This is a genomic window from Tabrizicola sp. TH137 (assembly GCF_002855575.1).
GTDB lineage: Bacteria > Pseudomonadota > Alphaproteobacteria > Rhodobacterales > Rhodobacteraceae > Paragemmobacter.
This window is the reverse complement of sequence record NZ_PKRQ01000003.1, coordinates 211,199-230,107: the sequence shown is the minus strand read 5'-3', so window position 1 is coordinate 230,107 and position 18,909 is coordinate 211,199. Positions and strand designations below refer to the sequence as shown.

General features: G+C 66.2%; 17 protein-coding genes. 10 read left to right on the top strand and 7 right to left on the bottom strand.

The genetic code is table 11. The annotated features are described in order from the left end of the window. Positions 1-123: 123 nt before the first annotated feature. On the top strand, positions 124-1,491 hold the full coding sequence (locus tag C0V75_RS11005) for a phosphomannomutase (protein WP_101920989.1): 1,368 nt from the start codon (positions 124-126) through the stop codon (positions 1,489-1,491). A 680-nt stretch (positions 1,492-2,171) separates the two neighbouring features. On the opposite strand, the gene C0V75_RS11000 is transcribed toward C0V75_RS11005, so the two are convergent. Then, entirely contained in the window at positions 2,172-3,686 is a 1,515-nt protein-coding gene (locus C0V75_RS11000) for a UxaA family hydrolase (protein ID WP_101920988.1), read from the bottom strand. A 55-nt stretch (positions 3,687-3,741) separates the two neighbouring features. Between C0V75_RS11000 and C0V75_RS10995 the strand changes: the two genes are divergently transcribed. Beyond that, on the top strand, positions 3,742-4,470 hold the full coding sequence (locus tag C0V75_RS10995; protein WP_101920987.1) for a GntR family transcriptional regulator: 729 nt from the start codon (positions 3,742-3,744) through the stop codon (positions 4,468-4,470). Between the two features lie 12 nt (positions 4,471-4,482). Then, entirely contained in the window at positions 4,483-5,448 is a 966-nt protein-coding gene (locus C0V75_RS10990; RefSeq protein WP_101920986.1) for a sugar phosphate isomerase/epimerase family protein, read from the top strand. A gap of 153 nt (positions 5,449-5,601) precedes the next feature. Here the strand turns inward: C0V75_RS10990 and C0V75_RS10985 are convergent, their stop codons facing one another. Together C0V75_RS10985 and C0V75_RS10980 are read right to left on the bottom strand one after the other, a co-directional pair. Beyond that, positions 5,602-6,435 (bottom strand): amidohydrolase, encoded by an 834-nt coding sequence (locus C0V75_RS10985; RefSeq protein ID WP_101920985.1) that lies wholly within the window; start codon positions 6,433-6,435, stop codon positions 5,602-5,604. A gap of 12 nt (positions 6,436-6,447) precedes the next feature. Beyond that, positions 6,448-7,470, bottom strand: coding sequence for an aldo/keto reductase (locus tag C0V75_RS10980; RefSeq protein WP_101920984.1), 1,023 nt, complete (start codon positions 7,468-7,470; stop codon positions 6,448-6,450). A 93-nt stretch (positions 7,471-7,563) separates the two neighbouring features. On the opposite strand from C0V75_RS10980, the gene C0V75_RS10975 reads away from it, so the two are divergent. From C0V75_RS10975 to C0V75_RS10960, 4 genes are all read left to right on the top strand, one after another. After that, positions 7,564-8,373 (top strand): BtpA/SgcQ family protein, encoded by an 810-nt coding sequence (locus C0V75_RS10975; RefSeq protein WP_101920983.1) that lies wholly within the window; start codon positions 7,564-7,566, stop codon positions 8,371-8,373. Positions 8,374-8,545: 172 nt separating this feature from the next. After that, positions 8,546-9,628 carry a M42 family metallopeptidase gene (locus C0V75_RS10970; protein ID WP_101920982.1) on the top strand — a complete coding sequence of 361 codons (1,083 nt, stop codon included), beginning with the start codon at positions 8,546-8,548 and terminating at the stop codon, positions 9,626-9,628. Between the two features lie 4 nt (positions 9,629-9,632). Further along, positions 9,633-11,114 (top strand): FGGY-family carbohydrate kinase, encoded by a 1,482-nt coding sequence (locus C0V75_RS10965; RefSeq protein ID WP_101920981.1) that lies wholly within the window; start codon positions 9,633-9,635, stop codon positions 11,112-11,114. Then, on the top strand, positions 11,114-11,845 hold the full coding sequence (locus tag C0V75_RS10960; RefSeq protein WP_101920980.1) for a creatininase family protein: 732 nt from the start codon (positions 11,114-11,116) through the stop codon (positions 11,843-11,845). The genes C0V75_RS10965 and C0V75_RS10960 overlap by 1 nt, the downstream gene beginning before the upstream one ends. 20 nt (positions 11,846-11,865) lie before the next feature. Here C0V75_RS10960 and C0V75_RS10955 read toward each other — a convergent pair whose 3' ends face one another. Genes C0V75_RS10955 through C0V75_RS10945 form a run of 3 tightly spaced genes read right to left on the bottom strand, consistent with a single transcriptional unit; the run spans position 11,866 to position 14,349 of the window. Further along, positions 11,866-12,321: an RbsD/FucU family protein gene (locus tag C0V75_RS10955; RefSeq protein ID WP_101920979.1), complete on the bottom strand. Its 456-nt coding sequence runs from the start codon at positions 12,319-12,321 to the stop codon at positions 11,866-11,868. A gap of 1 nt (position 12,322) precedes the next feature. Beyond that, positions 12,323-13,246, bottom strand: a complete 924-nt coding sequence (locus C0V75_RS10950) for a carbohydrate ABC transporter permease (protein WP_101920978.1) — start codon at positions 13,244-13,246, stop codon at positions 12,323-12,325. Continuing rightward, a complete protein-coding gene (locus tag C0V75_RS10945) occupies positions 13,243-14,349 on the bottom strand; it encodes a carbohydrate ABC transporter permease (protein WP_216821439.1) in 1,107 nt (368 codons plus the stop codon). The genes C0V75_RS10950 and C0V75_RS10945 overlap by 4 nt, the downstream gene beginning before the upstream one ends. Positions 14,350-14,610: 261 nt before the next feature. Between C0V75_RS10945 and C0V75_RS10940 the strand changes: the two genes are divergently transcribed. Continuing rightward, on the top strand, positions 14,611-15,348 hold the full coding sequence (locus tag C0V75_RS10940) for a hypothetical protein (protein ID WP_101920977.1): 738 nt from the start codon (positions 14,611-14,613) through the stop codon (positions 15,346-15,348). Positions 15,349-15,411: 63 nt separating this feature from the next. Here C0V75_RS10940 and C0V75_RS10935 read toward each other — a convergent pair whose 3' ends face one another. Continuing rightward, entirely contained in the window at positions 15,412-17,040 is a 1,629-nt protein-coding gene (locus tag C0V75_RS10935; RefSeq protein ID WP_101920976.1) for an extracellular solute-binding protein, read from the bottom strand. A 265-nt stretch (positions 17,041-17,305) separates the two neighbouring features. On the opposite strand from C0V75_RS10935, the gene C0V75_RS10930 reads away from it, so the two are divergent. Together C0V75_RS10930 and C0V75_RS10925 are read left to right on the top strand one after the other, a co-directional pair. Then, a complete protein-coding gene (locus tag C0V75_RS10930) occupies positions 17,306-18,358 on the top strand; it encodes an ABC transporter ATP-binding protein (protein WP_101920975.1) in 1,053 nt (350 codons plus the stop codon). 90 nt (positions 18,359-18,448) lie between these two features. Then, positions 18,449-18,901: an RbsD/FucU family protein gene (locus tag C0V75_RS10925; protein WP_101920974.1), complete on the top strand. Its 453-nt coding sequence runs from the start codon at positions 18,449-18,451 to the stop codon at positions 18,899-18,901. The last annotated feature ends 8 nt before the right edge of the window (positions 18,902-18,909 follow it).

The window sequence follows — 18,909 nt, the reverse complement described above, 5'->3', positions numbered from 1 at the left end:
TTCCGATTACCTTATTGAAACAGTCGGAATTGTAAAGCCGATTCTTTCACTCAGGATATCGCCCCCTTCCCGTCCCTCCCGCAGCCTGCTACCACCCCCCCGTCGCGCAAGAGGAGGCCGCCGATGACCGCACCGCTGACCTGCTTCAAGGCCTATGACATCCGCGGCCGCCTTGGCATCGACCTTGATCCCGATATCGCCCGCCGCATCGGCCGCGCCTTCGGGCAGGTGCTGGGCGCCCGCCGCGTCGTGCTGGGCCGCGACATCCGCGCCTCGTCCGAAAGCCTCGCCTCTGCCGTCGCCGAAGGGTTGATGCAGACGGGGGCCGAGGTGCTCGACCTCGGGCTCTGCGGCACCGAAGAGGTCTATTTCGCCACCGGCCATCTCGGCGCGGATGGCGGCATCTGCGTCACCGCCTCGCACAACCCGATGGATTACAACGGGATGAAACTGGTGCAGGCCGGGGCCGCCCCCCTCGACCCCGCCACCGCCATGGCCGCGATCCGGGCGCTTGCCGAAACGGAAGGCTTCGCCCTCGCGCGCCCCGGCGGCAAGGTCACCGATGCCAGCGCCACCCGCATCCCTTACGTGGACCGCGTCCTGTCCTTCGTGGATATCGCGGCGCTGCGCCCCCTCCACATCCTCGTCAATTGCGGGAACGGCGCGGCAGGCCCAACCTTCGACGCGCTGGCCGCAGCCTTGCAGGCCAGGGGCGCCCCCCTCCGCTTCACCCGGATGCACCACGCGCCCGATGGCAGCTTTCCCAACGGCATCCCCAACCCGCTCCTGCCCGAAAACCAGCCCGCCACGGCACAGGCGGTGATCGCCGCCAAGGCCGATCTGGGCGTGGCCTTCGACGGCGATTTCGACCGCTGCTTCTTCTTCGATCACGAGGGTCGCTTCGTCCCCGGCGAATATGTCGTGGGCCTGCTGGCCGAAGTCTTCTGCGCCAAGGAACCGGGCGCCACCATCATCCACGACCCCCGCGTGATCCTCGCGACGCAGGCCGCCATCGCCCGCGCCGGGGGCCGCGCCGTGATGGCGCGCACGGGTCACGCCTTCCTCAAACAGGCCCTGCGCGACACCGGCGCCGTCTATGGCGGCGAAATGTCGGCCCATCACTACTTCCGCGACTTCTACGCCTGCGACAGCGGCATGATCCCCTGGCTCCTGCTGGCCGAACTCATCGGCCGGACGGGCCAGCCCTTCGCCGCCCTTCTGGCCGACCGCCGCGCCGCTTTCCCCTCCTCGGGCGAGATCAACTTCCGCGTCGCCGACGTCCCCGCCGCCATCGCCCGCATCGACGCGACCTATGCCCCGCGCGCCGAAAGCCGCGACCTGACCGATGGCCTCTCGCTCGATTTCGGCACATGGCGGATGAACCTGCGCGGCTCGAACACCGAACCGCTCCTCCGCCTCAATGTCGAATCCCGCGCCCGCCCCGATCTGGTGGAACAGGCGGTGGCCGAGATCACCGCCCTCCTTGCCTGACCGCCCACCCGGCGCAGGCGGTGCGTTTTGAGTATTTGGGCCAAGATGAAGACCAAAGCCTTCCCCCTTCATCTTGGCGAAAGTACTCGCAGGGGGTGAATGGCCGCGCAGCGGACAGAGGGGGCGGCACGCCCCTTGACGCGGAGCGGGACGCGCGCCCCGCGCGGCCCGCGACCCAAAGGCTTGCGCGTCCCCCGGTAGGGGGGCGCGCTCCACTTGATCACCCGCTCGCACTCACCCGCTCGCACTCACCCGCTCGCACTCACCCGCTCGCACTCACCCGCTCGCACTCACCCGCTCGCACTCACCCGCTCGCACTCACCCGCCCGCACTCACCCTTCCACGCGCACCCTCCAACGCGCTGCATTTCCATCGGGCACCGCGTTAACCTTAACGCCGCCTGAAGAAATCACCGCCAAACGGCAAGGCCAGGCTGCAAGGACGGCTACCCGGAGGCTCGCCACTCGGCCCCCCGCCCGCCGAACCGCTTCCGCCATGCCGCCGGCCTTCACCCACCGAAGCGCTTCCGGTCAGGCACCGCCAAGCCTATAGCGCGCGGCCAACCCCTCTTTGGGAAGCCGGCCAACCCGCCCCGCGTTAACCTTAACGCGCCGTCAACCCGCCGCCCGCCGCGTGGCCACAGTTTGCGGCACAGTTTGCGGCACAGACTGCGGCACGTCTCACATCACCGCCCCGATCTGCCACGGCACGAATTCCGCCCCGCCGAAACCCAGCTCCTCCGACAGCGTCTTCCGCCCCGAGGCCACCTCGACGATCCGGGCCAGGATCTCCTCCCCCTTGGCCTCGATGCTCACCCCTTCGGTCAGGATATCCCCGCAATTGATGTCCATATCCTCGGACATCCGCGCATACATCTCGGAATTCGTCGCCAGCTTGATGCAAGGGCTTGGCTTGTAGCCGGACACCGACCCCCGCCCCGTGGTGAAGACGATCATCGTCGCCCCCGATGCGATTTGCCCGGTCACCGAACAGGGGTCATATCCGGGGCTGTCCATATAGACAAAGCCATTGGTATCAATGGGTTCCGCGAATTTATACACCCCGGCCAGCGGCGCCGTCCCGCCCTTCGCCACCGCCCCCAGCGACTTTTCAAGGATCGTCGTCAACCCGCCCTTCTTGTTGCCGGGGCTCGGATTGTTGTCCATCTCGCCCTCGTTCCGGGCGGTGTAATCCTCCCACCAGCGGATGCGCTCCAGAAGCTTCTCCCCCACCTCGGCCTTGACCGCGCGCCGGGTCAGCAGATGTTCCGCCCCATAGATTTCGGGCGTCTCCGACAGGATCGTCGTCCCCCCCATCCTCACCAGCAGATCCGACGCATGGCCAAGCGCCGGGTTCGCCGTGATCCCGGAATAGCCATCCGATCCCCCGCATTGCAGCCCGATCACCAGCTTCGACACCGGCGCCGGCCGCCGCTCCACCTTCGACGCCACCGCTGCCATTTCCCGCAGGATTTCCAGCGACTTGGCAATCGTCGCCCGCGTCCCGCCCGTGCCCTGAATCGTCATGTAGCGGAAATTCCCGTCCGGCCGCAGCCGCCCCTGACCCACAAGGTCCGGCACCTGCATCACCTCGCAGCCCAGCCCCACCAGCAGGATACCCCCGAAATTCGCGTTGCGCGCATAGCCCTTCAGCGTCCGCATCAGGGTCTGATACCCCTCATTCGTCCCCGACATGCCGCAGCCCGTCTGATGCACGATGGGCACGATCCCATCGACATTCGGCATGGCATTCAGCACCGGGTCCTTCTCCGCCGCCTCCGCGATGAAGCGCGCCACCGACCCCGAACAGTTCACGCTCGTCAGGATGCCGATGTAGTTCCGCGTCCCCACCTGCCCGTCGGCGCGGTGGTAGCCCATGAAGTCTAACGGTTGCAGCGGGGGCAGGGGGCGGCATTCCGACCCGATGGCATAATCGTCCGTATGCGGCGCCATCCCCAGATTGTGGGAATGCACATGCGCCCCCGCCGCGATCTCCTCCGTCGCCTGACCGATGATCTGGCCATAGCGCAGCACGTTCTCGCCCCGCGCAATGGCCCGCGCCGCGATCTTGTGTCCGCGCGGCACCGCCCCCGGCAGCGCCACGCCTTCGACCACCGCCCCCTTGCCCAGATCGGCCAGCGCGATCACCACATTATCCGCCCCGTGCAACCGGATCACGCCGCCCGTTTCCGCCATCGCTCCCCCTCCAGCCCTTCCTTGACAGGGGGCCGCACATGTCTAACATGTTAGCATGTTACAGCCCCCCGAAGCTCCTTCACAAGTGCCTTCCGAAGCGCGCCTCGCGCCTCTGGACCGTTTCACCGGCTCCCTCGGCCAGCGCGTCTATCAGACCCTGCGCGAGGCGATCCTGTCGCTCGCCTACCGCCCCGGCGAAATCCTCCGCAAACCCGAGATCTGCGAAGCGCTCGGCGTGTCGCGCAGCCCCGTCGCCGATGCCGTGGCCCGGCTGGCCGCAGAAGGCCTTGTCGATGTCGTCCCGCAGGCGGGCACCTTCGTCGCCCGCTTCTCGATGGAGGAAATCCGCGAAGGCGCCTTCCTGCGCGAGGCCATAGAAGTCGCCGCCATCGAACGCGTGGCCGAGACGATCACCGAGGATCAGCTCACCCAGCTCCGCCGCAACATCACCGTGCAGGCCGCCCTCATCGCCGATGGCGACGTGCCGGGCTTCTATCAGCAGGATGCCCGGATGCATGAACTCCTCCTCTCCTTCACCGGCTTCCGCAAGCTGGCGCAGGTCAGCGAAACGGCATGGCTCCATGTCAACCGCGCGCGGCAGTTGATCCTGCCTGTCCCCGGCCGCATCGCCGCCACGCTGGAGGAACACCGCGCCATCCTCGCCGCGCTCGAGGCCCGCGATCCGGAAGCCGCACGCCTTGCCACCCGCGCGCATTTGCGGCAGTTGATCACCTATCTCGAACCGCTCGAACGCGACCGGCCCGATCTCTTCGATCCGGCCTGAAAGGCACCCCAGATGACCCTTCCGAACCGCCCGCGCTACGCGACGCGCCTGAATGCCTTCAAGCGCAAGGGCGATACGGTGGCCGACCTGCTTCGAAAAGCCGGGCAGGTGGGCGGGCTGAACGCCGCAGACTTGAACTTTCCCGACCATTTCGACCATCACACCCCGGGTGAACTGGCCGAAATATTGCAACAAAACGGTATGGCCCTGAACGGCCTCGCCATGCGCTACTACACCGATCCCGGCTTCCGCCTCGGCGCCTTCACCCATCCCGACGAAACCGTCCGCCGCGCCGCCATCGACATCACGAAGCGCGGCCTCGATGCGCTGGCGCAGATGGGTGGCACGGTGATGACCGTCTGGCTCGGCCAGGACGGGTTCGATTACAGCTTTCAGGGCGATTATGCCCGCATGTGGGACGACACGCTCGCCGGATTGGCCGAGATCTGCGACCACAACCCCGCCCTCGACATCTCCATCGAATACAAGCCCAACGAACCGCGGTCCTGGTCCGTCCTGCCCGACATGGCCACGACGCTGCATGCCATCCGCGATCTCGCGCGCCCCAATCTCGGCGTCACGCTGGATTTCTGCCACATGCTCTTCGCGGGCGAGATGCCGGCGAAATCCGCCACCCTCGCCGCCCGCCATTGCCGGATCATGGGCGTCCACCTGAACGACGGCTATGCCAAACGCGACGACGGCCTGATCGCAGGCACCGTCCATCCCCTCCAGACGGTCGAACTCTTCTGGGTGCTCGACCGGCTCGGCTATGACGGGGTGATCTATTTCGACACTTTCCCCGATCACGGCGGCATGGACCCGGTCGAGGAATCCCGCGCCAACCTCGCCCTGACCGAACGCCTCCGCCACGTGGCCGCAGGCCTGCGCGACGACCCGATCCTCGCCGCCGCCATGGCGCGGCAGGATGCCGCCACCGCCACCCGCCGCATCGCCACCGCCCTCTACGGCGCCTGAATTACGTAATTTACGTAAATCCTTCCCACTTCATCTTGGGCAAAACACTCCACGGGGGTCCGGGGGTGTGAAACCCCCGGCCTGAGCCGAAGCGGCGCAGCCGCGCGGGCGAGGCAAAAGGCTTGCGCCGCGCCCTTCGCGCGGCGCTCCGCTTCACAAGCCGTAGAACCCCACCGCATTCCCGCCATAGATCAGCGCGCGGTCCACATCCGTCAGCCCCTCGGTCAGGCTCAGCGCCGCCCGCCGCCAATCGGCATATTCCCCGCGCAGGCGGCATACCGGCCAGTCCGACCCCCACATCACCCGCTCCGGCCCGAAGACGGCGAAGACATGGTCAACGTAAGGGCGCAGGTCCTCCACCGTCCAATCGGCCTGCGCTTCGGTGATCAGGGCCGAGAATTTCACCACCGCCGCCGTCTCCCCGGCGATCCGGTTCATGCCCTCGGCCCAGAAGCGGAAATGCGCCTCCGACTTCTCCCGGATCTGCGGCTTCATGCAATGGTCCACCACGACCTGTAGCGTCGGATAGCGCTTCAGGATCGTCAGGAACGGGGCCAGATGGCGCGGAAAGCCCAGCGCGTCAAAACGCAGACCCAGATCGCTCATGGCGCGAAAGGCCCATTGCACCTCCTCGCGCAGCATCCAGCCATCATCGGGGATGTCCTGGATCATCGGGCGCAGGCCCTTCATCTTCGGATGGCCCGCCAGCCGCCGCATCTCGGCCAGATCGGCGGGACGCTCGAAATCCACCCAGCCCACCACGCCCAGAACCCAGGGCGTCGCATCCGCGATCCCCAGCATGTATTCCGTTTCCGTCACCGTCGGCGCGGCCTGCACGAGGATCGTCCCCTGCACCCCCACCGCCTGCATCTGCGGCCACAGCTCCGCCGGGCCATAGGGCCGCGACAGCACCGGGTCATCCTTCGGCATCCAGCCGTAATCCCCCCGCGCGGGGTGCCAGAAATGCTGATGCGCGTCGATCTGCATGTCTCTCCTCACTCAGACAGGCGCGTCGGGGTGGATCAAGCCCTCCGCCTTCATCGCGGCCCAGAGCGCGGGCGGAATCTCCGCCGCCGCCGCCTGAAGATTGCTTTCCATCTCGGCCAGCGTCTGCCCGCCGGGGATCACCGACACCACCGCCGGATGCCGCGTGCAGAACTGGAAGGCCGCATCCACCAGCCGCACCCCATGCGCCTGACACAGGGCCTGCAACCGCCCGGCCTGCTGCATCGCCCAGTCCGGCGCGTCACTATAGCGATACTGTGCCCCCGGTCGCGGCCCCGTGGCCAGGATGCCGGAATTGTAGGGACCGCCCACCACCACCCCCACACCCCGCGCCGCCGCAGGGTTCATGAACCCCTCCAGCGACTCGGTCCGCAGCAGGGAATATTCCCCCGCCAGCAGGAAGATGTCGAAATCCCCCCGGTCCAGCAGCCAGCGGCAGGGCTCCCATTCGTTCACCCCGGCCCCGAAGGCCCGGATCACCCCTTCGTCGCGCAACTGCATCAGCGCCCGGTATCCTCCCGCCATGAAGGCCTCCAGCCGCGCCTCCAGCGCCGTCTGGCTGCCATGGTTGAAGATATCCAGATCATGCGCATAAAGAATGTCGATCCGGTCTATGCCCAATCGCTCCAGCGAAAACTCGACCGAGCGGAACACCGCGTCATAGCCGTAATCATAGACCTCGCGCCGCGACGGCACCTCGAACCATTTCCCGATCCCGTCGCGCTGTTCCGGCGTGGTCACCCGGAACAGCCGCCCGATCTTGCTCGAGATCACATAGTCGTCGCGCGGCTTGCCCCGCAGGAACCGGTTCAGCCGCGTCTCCGAAAGCCCGAGGCCATATAGCGGCGCCGTGTCGAAATAGCGGATGCCCCCCATCCATGCCCGTTCCAGCACGGCCTGCGCCTCTTCATCGGAAATCGCCCGGAACAGATTCCCGATCGGGGCCGAGCCAAAGCCCAGAGTGGTGAAGTCCAGCCCCCCGTTGCCCAGCCTGTCCCACTGCCGCCGCTCCTGCATGACCGTCTCCCGCTGCCCACTAACATGCTAGTATGTTCCCCCTTCCGGTCAAATCCCTTTCCGTCTAGCCTTCGCCCATCCGGGGAGGATCGCATGTCTCGTTTTGAAAAGGTCTTCGGGCAAGGAAAGCCCGTCATCGCCATGGTCCATCTGGGCGCGTTGCCCGGCACGCCGCTGCATGATGCGGCAGGCGGGGTCGAGGCGATCATCGACGGCGCGGCCCGCGACCTTGCGGCCCTGCAAGCCGCTGGCGTCGATGCGGTGATGTTCGGGAACGAGAATGACCGCCCCTATGAATTGAAGGTGGATACCGCCTCCACCGCCACCATGGCCTATGTGATCGGCCGCCTGCGCGACCGCATCACCGTCCCCTTCGGCGTCAATGTGCTCTGGGACCCGATGGCCAGCGTCGCGCTGGCCGCCGCCACGGGCGCTGCCTTCCTGCGCGAGATCTTCACCGGCACCTATGCCTCCGACATGGGGATCTGGGCGCCCGATGCCGGCGCCGCCCAGCGCTACCAGCACCGCCTTGGCAATACCGGCTGCGCGCTCCTTTACAATGTCTCGGCGGAATTCGCAGGCTCCCTCGATCCGCGCAGCCTGCCCGACCGGGCGCGCTCGGCCGTCTTCTCCTCCATCCCTGACGCGGTCCTCGTTTCGGGCGCGATCACCGGCGAGGCGGCCGAGATGCGCGATCTGGAGGCGGTGAAGCGCGTCCTGCCGAAGACCCCGGTCCTCGCCAATACCGGCGTGAAACACGCCACCATCGCCGATGTCCTGCGCGTGGCCGATGGCTGCATCGTCGGCTCCGCGCTCAAGGTCGGCGGCGACACCTGGGCCGCCGTGGACCCCGACCGCGCCAAGGATTTCATGGACCGCGCCCGCGCCGCGAGGGGCTATTGATGCGCCTCCCCCCGACGCCACTGAAGCGGAGCGCTGGCGCGCAAGCCTTTCCTGTCGTCGGCGCCTGCGCGCCTCCTCCGCGATCAGGGGGCGCACGCGCCCCCTCTGGGCCATGCGGCCCATTCACCCCCTGTGAGTATTTGGGCCAAGATGAAGGGGGCAGGGGGCTGGAATGACACTGCGCGACCTGATCCGCGACTACATGCTGATCCCCGGCCTTGCCGGGCATGAAGACCGCATCCGCGCCCGCATCAAGGCCGATCTCGATGCGCTGGGCATCGCGCATCGGACCGACCGGCTGGGAAATCTCTCGGCCACGCTGGAAGGCGATCCCGCGGCGCCGTCGGTGCTGGTCTTCACCCATATGGACCAGTTGGGCTTCATCCTTCGGAAGATCGAGCCATCGGGCCTGATCCGGCTGGAACGGCTGGGCGGCGTGCCGGAACGGGCGCTGGCCGCGCAGGCGGTGGTGATCTGCACCCGGGCAGGCGATGTGCCGGGGGTAATTGCCAACAAGAGCCACCACGCCACCACGCCCGAAGAGAAATACCGCGTGCTGCCTTATGCCGAGCTTTACGTCGATGCCGGCTTCACCTCCAAGGCCGAGGCCGAGGCGGCGGGCCTGCGCATCGGCGATCCGGTGGTCTATCGCCCCCATGTCATGGACCTCGCCAATGGCCGCCTTGCCGGGACCAGCGCCGATGACCGCGCCGGATGCGCGGCACTGGTGGACCTTGCCGCGCGGCTGAAGGACCGCCGCGCCGGTCCGACGGTCCATCTCGTCTGGTCGGTGCAAGAGGAATACAACCTGCGCGGCGTCCTGCCCGCCGCCGCCGCCGCCAAGCCCGACATTGCCTTCCAGATCGACCTTCTTCTGGCCTGCGACACGCCCGACATGGCATCGCGCGGGGATGTGGCGCTGGGGGGCGGCCCCGGCATCAGCCTCTATTCCTTCCACGGGCGCGGCACGCTGAACGGGGTGATCCCGCATCCGGCGCTGGTGGCGCTGATGGAGGACACGGCACAGGCCGAGGGCCTGCCGCTGCAACGCTCGGCCCATACCGGGGCGCTGACGGACCTGTCCTATATCCAGTTCATGGGCGAGGAAGGGGTGGCCTGCCTCGATGTGGGCTTTCCCATGCGCTACACCCATTCCGCGCTGGAAGTGGTGGACCCTGCCGATGTGGCGGGGCTTGTCACCCTGCTGGAGGCAGCACTTGCCCGCATCCCCCCCGGCTTCAACCTGATCCGGTGACCCCATGACCCATACGCTCGGCATTGATATCGGCACCTTCGAATCCAAGGGCGTTCTGGTGGACGGGACGGGCCGCATCGTCGCCACCGCCACGCGGCCCCACAAGATGCTGGTGCCGCGCCCCGGCTGGGCCGAACATCGCGCGGAGGAGGATTGGTGGGGCGATTTCGTCCATATCACCCGCGCCCTTCTGGCCGAGTCGGGGATCGACCCCCGGGACATTGCCTGTGTCGCGGCCTCAGCCATCGGCCCCTGCATGCTGCCCGTCGATGCCACGGGCGCCCCCCTGATGAATGGCGTCCTCTATGGCGTGGATACCCGCGCGGCGGCCGAGATCGACCATCTGACCGCCGCCATCGGTGCGGACCGGATCATGTCCATCTGCGGCAATGCGCTGACCTCGCAATCGGTGGGGCCAAAGATCCTCTGGCTGAAGAACACCCATCCCGATCTTTACGCGCGGACGGCCAAGGTCCTTACCTCAACCTCCTATATCACCTGGAAGCTGACCGGGGCCCATGTCATCGACCATTACACGGCGGCCAATTTCTCGCCCCTCTATGACGTGAATGCGCTGAACTGGACCGATGCGCTGGCCCCCGACATCCTGCCCTTGGACAGGCTGCCCAAACTCATGTGGTCCACCGATATCGCAGGCCATGTGACCGCCGCCGCCGCCGCCGAGACGGGCCTCGCCGAAGGCACCCCCGTCACCTGCGGCACGATCGACGCGGCGGCCGAGGCCGTCAGCGTGGGCGTGCAGCGACCGGGCGAGATGATGATGATGTATGGCTCCACCATCTTCATCATTCAGGTCACGTCGGACCCGATCCGCGATGCGCGCCTCTGGTATGCGCCCTGGCTCTGGCCCGGGATGCATGCCTCCATGGCGGGGCTGGCGACCTCCGGCACGCTGACCCATTGGTTCCGCGACCAGTTCGCCCGTGACACGACCTTCGGCGAACTGGCCGCCGAGGCGGCGGCTAGCCCCAAGGGGGCCAAGGGCCTCCTCTGCCTGCCCTATTTCAGCGGCGAGCGCACCCCGATCCATGACCCGCAGGCCAAGGGGGCCTTCTTCGGCCTCGACCTGACCCATACGCGCGGCGACATGTTCCGCGCGGTGCTGGAGGGTATCGCCGCTGGCACCGCCCATGTGCTGGACACCTATCGCGCGCTGGACGCCTTCCCCCAGCGCATCCTTGCCGTGGGGGGCGGGACGAAGAACGCGGTCTGGATGCAGGCCACGTCGGATATCGGCGGCGCGGTGCAGATCCTCTGCGAAAAGACGGTGGGGGCGAGTTACGGCGATGCCTTCCTCGCCGCCACTGCCGTAGGCAAGGCCATGCCGGAAGAGATCGTCGAATGGAACCCCGTCGCCCGGACGGTGCGGCAGGAAACGGTGGCGGCCTATGCGCGGCAATATCCGCTCTTCAAGCGGCTCTACACCCAGACCCGCGACATCGCCCATGAACTGGGCCAGCCCTGATGCGCTATGACCGGATGCGCCCCCATCAGGTGCAGGCGGCCATCGCCGCCAATACGCCCGTCGTCCTGCCCCTGGGCGTGATGGAACATCACGGCGGCCACCTGCCCGCCGGGGTGGACCTGCTCGCCGTGACCGAAATCCTCGACCGGCTGGGCGATGCCATCATCACCCTTCCCCCCTTCGCCTATGGCGCGGCCAGCCATGCCGTCGCCGGGCCGGAACATGGCACGACGCTCCATATCGACGCCGCCGCGCTGGTCCCGTTCTTCGAGGCGCTTTGCACCGCGCTCCTCAAGGCGGGTTTCCGCAACATCCATGCGGTGATCCATCACCAGTCGGAAAACATCGCCCAGGGGATGCCCACCGACCTCGCCTTCCGCCTTGCCGCCCGCAACGCCATCTTCCGCTATCTGGAAGCAGAACGCGGCACCGGCTGGTGGGGCCGCCGCGACATGGCCGATTACTACGCCCGGCACGCCGAAGGGGCGGACCCTTTCAACTGGATCCGCCTGCACCCGCTGTTCCCAAGGAACGACACCTTCCCCTTCGATCACGCAGGCGAAGGCGAGACGGCCCTGATGCTGGCGCTGGCCCCTGACACGGTGGCTATGGACAGGGCAGGGGAGGGCGATCCCTGGTGGACCGAAACCGCCCCCCGCGCCACGCCAGCAAAGGGGGAAGAAGGCGTGAGCCTCGCGCTTGCCCATCTGCGGAAGGTTCTTGGCCTGTAGGATGGGCACACTTGCCCATCCTACAGTTCCGGCAAATCCACCACGCCCTTCTTCAGCAGGAAACAGCCATATGGCCCGCTATCCGCCGTTCGGATGATCGCAAAGGCCTGTTTCGCCGCCGCATAGAAGGCGAACCGCTCCAGCGCCTCCATCTTCACAGGCCGCCCTTCGGCCGCGTCCAGCACCGCCTGCATCCGCGCGAAGATCGGCACCACCCCGTCCGGGTTCCCCACCACCTGCATCCGCCGCACCGGCGCGGGCACAAAGCTGTCCAGCGGCATCAGCGACAATATCGCCCGCGCCGCCGTGGGGATGTCGCAACCCGCCATATCCACCAGCCGCCCATAGGTCGTTTCCGCCGCAATCGTCGCCGCCGGATGGTTCACGTCGCAGATCACCAGATCGTCGCCATGCCCCATCAGCATCAGGACATGCACCACCTCTGCCGAAAGCCTCTGGTCGATCCCCTTCAGCACGTCACTTCACCGCGCCCGCCGCCATGCCCTTGATGATGAACTTCTCCAGCACCACCCCGATCACGATCAGGGGCAGGATCGCCGCGAAGGACAGGGCCGCCATCGACCACCAAGAGATGCCTTGCGAACCCGTCTGGCTCGCCACCATCACCGGCAGCGTATTGGCATGGGTCGAGGTCAGCAGCGCCGCGAAGAAATACTCGTTCCAAGTCAGCACCAGCGACAGGATGAAGGCCGCCACCATCCCCGGCAGGGCAATCGGCAGGATGATCGTGGCAAAGGCCCCCCAGACCGACAGCCCATCCACCAGCGCCGCCTCTTCCAGCTCTGTCGGGATGGATCCGAACTGGTCGCGCATGATCCAGATGACGATGGGCAACACCGTCAGGGTATAAAGCAGGATCAGCCCCACCCGCGTATCCAGCAGCGCCAATTCCTTGTAAAGCACGAGGAAAGGCAGGGCGAGCACGACAGGCGGCAATATCAACTGGCTCAGGAAGAAAAAGCTGATGTCGGAATTTCTCATATAGCCAAAGCGGTAGTTGAACCGCGACAGGCCATAGGCCGCAAGACTGCCAAGGATCACCGCCAGCGCCGAAGAGGTGACCGAGATCACCGCCGAATTCATGAAACGCTTCATGAACTCCTCCCGCACCGTGCTTTCCGCCCAGATCGTATCGGGCGACAGGCCCAGCGACCGCCAGCCCAGCCAGGCGGGCTGATAATCCACGAAGGGGATCATGTTCCCCTTCATCACATTGGGCGCCATCTTGAAGCTGGTGGTGATCGTCCAATAGATCGGGAACAGGCAGATGATCGTCCACAGGATCAGCACGCCATAGATGGCGATCCGGCTCGTCCACCATTTCGCGCGGTGGCGGCGATCAGCCTCGCTGTCCCGGAAGATCTGCGTCGTGGCGGTCATGTCCGGGGCCTCATCCAGCGGTCGGCAAGTTTCATCAGAAAGGTCATCGCGATCACGATGATGACGAGGTACACGAAGGCCAGCAGCGTGCCATAGCCCACATTCGACCGCTCGCGATATTCACGGAAGATGAAGCTGGTCACCGTATCCGTCGCCCCCCCCGGCCCGCCCGAGGTGACGTTGATCACGATATCCGCCAGCTTCAGCTTGAAGATGATGCGAATGAGGATCGCGGTGATCGACACAGGCAGCATAAGGGGGAAGGTCACCTCCCAGAAATTCCGCCAGCCATTCGCCCCATCCACCTTCGCCGCCTCGTTCAGCTCCTTGGGGATGGCCTGAAGCCCTGCCAGAATCATGATCATCATGAAGGGGATATAGGTCCAGGCATCCATCACCATGATCGTCGCCCGCGCGATTTCGGGCGACCCGAAGAAGGACGGGTTCTCCACCCCGAAGAACCGCGCCAGCCGCGACAGCGGGCCATAGCGCGCCTCCAGCATCGACTTGCCGATCATCCAGGACACGGCGACCGGCGACAGCATCAGGGGCAGAAGGAAGGCCACGCGAAAGAACTTCCGCGCCCGGATCTGCGCGTTCAGAAGGAGGGCAAGGCCGAAGGCTATGGCATATTCCACAAGGATCGCCGCGGAATAAAGGACCATGTTCCACAGCGCATTCCAGAAGAAGGGATCGGTCCACATCTGCCGGATATTGTCCAATCCGTTGAACTGCCGGCCCGTCGGGCTTGACAGGTTCCAGTCGGAAAAGGCGATCAGCAGGCCGAAGAGCAGGGGAAACACCGTCAGCGCCGCCACGAAGATCGCCGCAGGCAGCACGAAAAGCGTGCGCTTGCCATGCTCCCCCCGGATCAGGACCTGCCCCCAGCAGAGCGCGACCGCCCAGGTGCAGAAGGCGTAAAGCGTGGGCCGCCAGTTGACGAAGCCGAACTCCGCCTGCCCGGTGGCCTGCATCACCTGCAAGGCCGCGACAAGGACCGTCAGACCCGCCGTCCCCCAGATGATCGCCCGACCAAAGCGCTTGCGCCCCTCGGGGATATTGTCGTTCGTCACGACATGAAGAAGATCGCCTTCGCTGCTCACCTGCTCCCCCCGGAACGGTGCGCCAGAGGGGCGCACGGATCATGCTAGCATGTTAGTCTTGGGGCGGGGTGGGTGGCAAGCGTGCCAGCACGGCGCGCAGCGAAAAAGAAACGGCCCGCCACGAAGGGCGGGCCTTGATCAGTAGGACGGGGGGTCCGTCACCGCTCGCGCGACGCTGCCGACCTGTTCCCCGGCCCAACGCGCATAGACATAGCGGCATCAAGGTTGCTATTCAAGGCGAAGTGAGCGGTTAGGTGTATCGTGCAGGTTGTGGACCTCATCTCGGCGGAACGGCTTCGCACCTTTGCACGCCATACCGACTCCCAGGCGCGGGCGGTTGCGCTGCACAACCACACCCTGCAACTCGGCGCTTCGCTCATGTCACTGATCGCCCTGCTTGAACTGGCGCTGCGCAACAGCACCAACCAACGCCTGATCGAAGACTTCGGCGATGCCCTATGGCTTCTGCCGGGGAACAACGCCGTTCCGCTGAAGCCGAGAGAGCAGCAAACCATAGCGGATGCCACCTCATATGCCCGCCGCGCCGCGCAGTCCAAGCTGGACGAGCAACTGCGCGCGAATGGCCAACCCGTTCCCCGCCGCCCGCCACCCATCAACGTCACGCACGGGCAAATCCTGTCCCAAACCACTTTCGCCTTCTGGCGGCGGCTCTATTCGGGCGAGTATGAGGCCACGCTCTGGAAGCCTTCGCTCAAGCGGGTCTTTCCCAACAAATCGCTGCGGCGCGCCGACCTGTCCAAGGCTCTGGCGGCCATCCACGAAGCGCGCAACCGCGCCGCCCATCACGAACCCATCTACGGCCCAAAGCTGGATCAGGCGATGGAGGCGCTCGACTTCATCCGCACTCATCTTGGCGCGCGGGCCGAGTCGGACGATACCGCCTTCAAGCACTTCACCCGTATCCAGCATCTGCGCGTAAAGATGGACTACGAAAGTTACCGCGAGGCGTGGTCAACCTTGACCCTGCCATCGCCGTGAAAGGAAAACGCCCGCCACGGTTCCCCGCAGCGGGCGCTCTCATTCTTCCCCGTCAGGGGCCGATCACAACCCCAGACTTGCCTTATACAGCGCGATCTGGCTGTCCCGGCCGATCTGGTCGGTGATCTTCTCCCAGGCGGCGGCGATGGCATCCGCCGTCTCCTGCGCCGAGGCATACTGCCCGGCAAAGCCCTTGGACAGCTCGTCCTCGGCCACCGAATAGTACTGGAAGATCCCCGGGATGCGCGGCTCGATGGCCGCGTTCGGGTGGTTGTAGCTGTCCGCGTTCGACCCGAGGTAATCCTCGATGAAGGCGCGGTCATAGCCTGCCGCTTCCCACTCCTCATAGTTGAAGTGCGAGTTGCGATAGGGCTGGAAGCCCGACGGATAGGCCGCCGTCCAGAGCGACAGGTCCTTGCCGCCCAGATGGGCCGCCGCCGACCAGGCCGCCTTGCGCTTCTTCTCGTCGCCCGACACGCGGCTGGTGACATAGATGCCCCAGCCGATATAGGCCATCAGCGGCGCCTCGTTCGCGGTCTCTTCCCAGGCCCCGGCGGCCGAGTTGTAGCGGCGCGTCGAACCCGGGTTGATCCCGAAGCCCACCACATCCCCCACGACCGAGGTATCCGAGGTCCGCGCCGAAGACCCGATATCGCCCCACCACATCAGCATCGACCCCGTCCCCGCCAGGAACTGGCTGAACCCGGTGGTGCCCGGATCGGCGTTGATCTGGTCCGCCGGATAGGCGCCGGCGGCGATCAGGTCCATCACGTCCTGGATGGCCTGCACCCAGCCCGGATTGTTCACCCGCGGCTTCATCGTATCGGGATCGAACAGCCATGCCGGATCGTCCGGATGCTTCACATAGGCCGCCGCACGGTTGGCGATGAAATACATGCCAAAGCCGCCCCAGCCCTTCAGCGGGTCCAGATAGCCATGCGCCGGCTGCCCGGTCAGCGGATCGGTCTGCCCGATCAGCGCCTTCGACACCTCGTTCACCTGCTGCCAGGTGGTCGGCACGGTCGCCCCGCCGATGGCGCCCTCGCCGAAATAGTCGGTGCGATAGGCGAAGGTGTGGCAGTCGCCGTCAATGGTGATCCGGTAGGACTTGCCATCCCAGGTGCCGACCGGCGGCTGGAGGTAACCCACAAGGTCATCCGCCTCGATCTGCGTCTTCACCCAGTCGGGCATCTCGTCCAGCAGGCCCTTGCCTGCCGTGTCGCCCTCGAAAGGTGCGCCCATCTCGATGATGTCGAAATCGACGGTGCCGGTCGCGATCGACTGCTGGAGACGCGCGTTGTAATCGGCCTGCGCCAGGTCGATCCAGTTGATCTTGGCGCCGGTATAGGCCTCCCAGGGCTTCAGGAAGCCGCGGAACAGGAAGTTGTGCAGGTTCTGGTTGTTCAGCCCCATGAAGGTCAGCTCAACCCCCGCGAATTCGCCCTCGGCGACGCTGGCCTTGGTCGCGCCCAGGCACATCTCGCCCACCTTCTGCCAGTCGGCATCGGTCGGGCTGCCCATCCCCACGCCGGGGATCTTCAATATCTCGGCTCGCAGGTTCTCCTGCGCCGAGGCCGGGCGGAACCCGGCCACCGGGCCCAACGCGGCCACGGCCCCAAGCGCCGTCGCCCCTTGCAACATGCGGCGGCGGCTCATCCGCGCCTGCATGACTTCATACGCTCCAACCTTCACGTCGATATCCTCCCTAGGATGGCTGCCGGATGCCCTGCGGTCCCGGCTCTTCTGATTGATCGTGACGCCCGGAATGCCGCGATCCGCCCCTCGCGGACCGGATGCAGGCAGTGGGGCCTCCCAACCCCGTGCGGCAGCACTCCCTGTGCCGAACCTTGGCGCGACCCCGGCCCCCTGTCAAGTTTCTAACATGTTAGTATGATTAGTCCGTGGACAGGCCCGGGACGAGCGGCTACCTATCGTGCAAAACCTTGGGAGGGGCGGCATGGCCGAAGTCACGATCCGCGCGCTGAAAAAGGCCTATGGCGGGCTTCAGGTCGTCCACGGGCTGGATCTCGACATAGCGGATGGCGAATTCGTCGTTCTGGTCGGCCCCTCGGGCTGCGGCAAGTCCACGCTCCTGCGCATGATCGCCGGGCTGGAAGAGGTGACCTCGGGCGATATCCGTATCGGTGAGCGGCGGGTGAACAACCTTCCCCCCTCGGAACGCGACATCGCGATGGTCTTCCAGAACTACGCGCTCTACCCGCACAAGACGGTGGCCGCCAATATGGGCTTCGCGCTCAAGATGCGCGGGATGGACAAGGCAGAGATTGACAGCCGCGTGAAACGCGCCGCCGAAGTGCTCGGCCTCACCCCCTATCTCGACCGCTATCCCCGCGCCCTCTCGGGCGGCCAGCGCCAGCGCGTCGCCATGGGCCGCGCCATCGTGCGCGACCCGCAGGTCTTTCTCTTCGACGAACCGCTCTCCAACCTCGATGCGAAACTCCGCGTCCAGATGCGGACCGAGATCCGCGAACTCCACCAGCGGCTCAAGACCACCACCGTCTATGTCACCCATGACCAGATCGAAGCCATGACCATGGCCGACAAGATCGTCGTCATGCAGGGCGGGCGCATCGAACAGGTCGGCGCACCCTTGGAACTCTACGACCGGCCCGCCAACACCTTCGTCGCCTCCTTCATCGGCTCGCCCTCCATGAACATGATCGAAGGCGTGGTGCAGGGCGGCGTGGTCCGGGCCGGGGGGGCATCCCTGCCGCTCCCGCCCGGCATGAAGGTCGCCGAGGGGCGCGAGATCATCTATGGCATCCGCCCTGAAAACCTCGCGGCCGCGGCCGAAGGCATCAGGGGCACCGTTGCCGTGGTGGAACCCACCGGGGCCGAAACCCATGTCGTCGTCCGCATCGAAGGCCGCGAACTCACCGCCGTCTTCCGTGACCGCGTCAGCCACCGCCCCGGCGATGCCATCACGCTCGCCCCCGGCGATCCGGCCAGCGTGCATCTCTTCGACAAGTCCAGCGGCGCGCGGTTCTGACCCGCGCCCCTCCGGGCGACCTTGACCCGGCCGCCCCCGCGCGGCAGGTTTCGCGGCAGAACGGGCGGACCACCGCCGAGGGAGGATCACATGCTCAAGGGATTAGATCACCGGCTGAATGCCGATGTGCTGCGGGTGCTGCGCGCCATGGGGCATGGCGATGTGCTGATCGTGGCCGATACCAACTTCCCTTCCGATTCCGTCGCCCGCGCCACGGTCACGGGCGAACTTTTGCGGATGGAAAACCTGACCTCGGCGCAGGCCGTGCAGGCCATCCTCTCCGTCCTGCCGCTCGATACCTTTGTCGATGATTTCGCGGGGCGCATGGAAGTGGTCGGCAACCCCGCCGAAATCCCGCCCGTGCAAGCCGAGGTGCAGGCCGAGATCGACCGCGCCGAAGGCCGCCCGCGCCCGATGATCGGCATCGAACGCTTCGCCTTCTACGATCTGGCGCGGCAATCCTATGCCGTCATCCAGACGGGCGAGCGCCGCTTCTACGGCTGCTTCATGTTCCGCAAGGGCGTGATCCCGCCCGACGCCTGATCTCAGGG

What these genes read in the sequence shown, in the direction of transcription:
- C0V75_RS10925 (WP_101920974.1), top strand. Translation starts at nt 18,449, where the DNA reads ATGCTCAAGGGATTAGATCACCGGCTGAATGCCGATGTGCTGCGGGTG.
- C0V75_RS10980 (WP_101920984.1), bottom strand. Translation starts at nt 7,470, where the DNA reads ATGCAGGAGCGGCGGCAGTGGGACAGGCTGGGCAACGGGGGGCTGGAC.
- C0V75_RS10975 (WP_101920983.1), top strand. Translation starts at nt 7,564, where the DNA reads ATGTCTCGTTTTGAAAAGGTCTTCGGGCAAGGAAAGCCCGTCATCGCC.
- C0V75_RS11000 (WP_101920988.1), bottom strand. Translation starts at nt 3,686, where the DNA reads ATGGCGGAAACGGGCGGCGTGATCCGGTTGCACGGGGCGGATAATGTG.
- C0V75_RS10985 (WP_101920985.1), bottom strand. Translation starts at nt 6,435, where the DNA reads ATGCAGATCGACGCGCATCAGCATTTCTGGCACCCCGCGCGGGGGGAT.
- C0V75_RS10965 (WP_101920981.1), top strand. Translation starts at nt 9,633, where the DNA reads ATGACCCATACGCTCGGCATTGATATCGGCACCTTCGAATCCAAGGGC.
- C0V75_RS10960 (WP_101920980.1), top strand. Translation starts at nt 11,114, where the DNA reads ATGCGCTATGACCGGATGCGCCCCCATCAGGTGCAGGCGGCCATCGCC.
- C0V75_RS10970 (WP_101920982.1), top strand. Translation starts at nt 8,546, where the DNA reads ATGACACTGCGCGACCTGATCCGCGACTACATGCTGATCCCCGGCCTT.
- C0V75_RS10995 (WP_101920987.1), top strand. Translation starts at nt 3,742, where the DNA reads ATGTTACAGCCCCCCGAAGCTCCTTCACAAGTGCCTTCCGAAGCGCGC.
- C0V75_RS10930 (WP_101920975.1), top strand. Translation starts at nt 17,306, where the DNA reads ATGGCCGAAGTCACGATCCGCGCGCTGAAAAAGGCCTATGGCGGGCTT.
- C0V75_RS10990 (WP_101920986.1), top strand. Translation starts at nt 4,483, where the DNA reads ATGACCCTTCCGAACCGCCCGCGCTACGCGACGCGCCTGAATGCCTTC.
- C0V75_RS11005 (WP_101920989.1), top strand. Translation starts at nt 124, where the DNA reads ATGACCGCACCGCTGACCTGCTTCAAGGCCTATGACATCCGCGGCCGC.
- C0V75_RS10950 (WP_101920978.1), bottom strand. Translation starts at nt 13,246, where the DNA reads ATGACCGCCACGACGCAGATCTTCCGGGACAGCGAGGCTGATCGCCGC.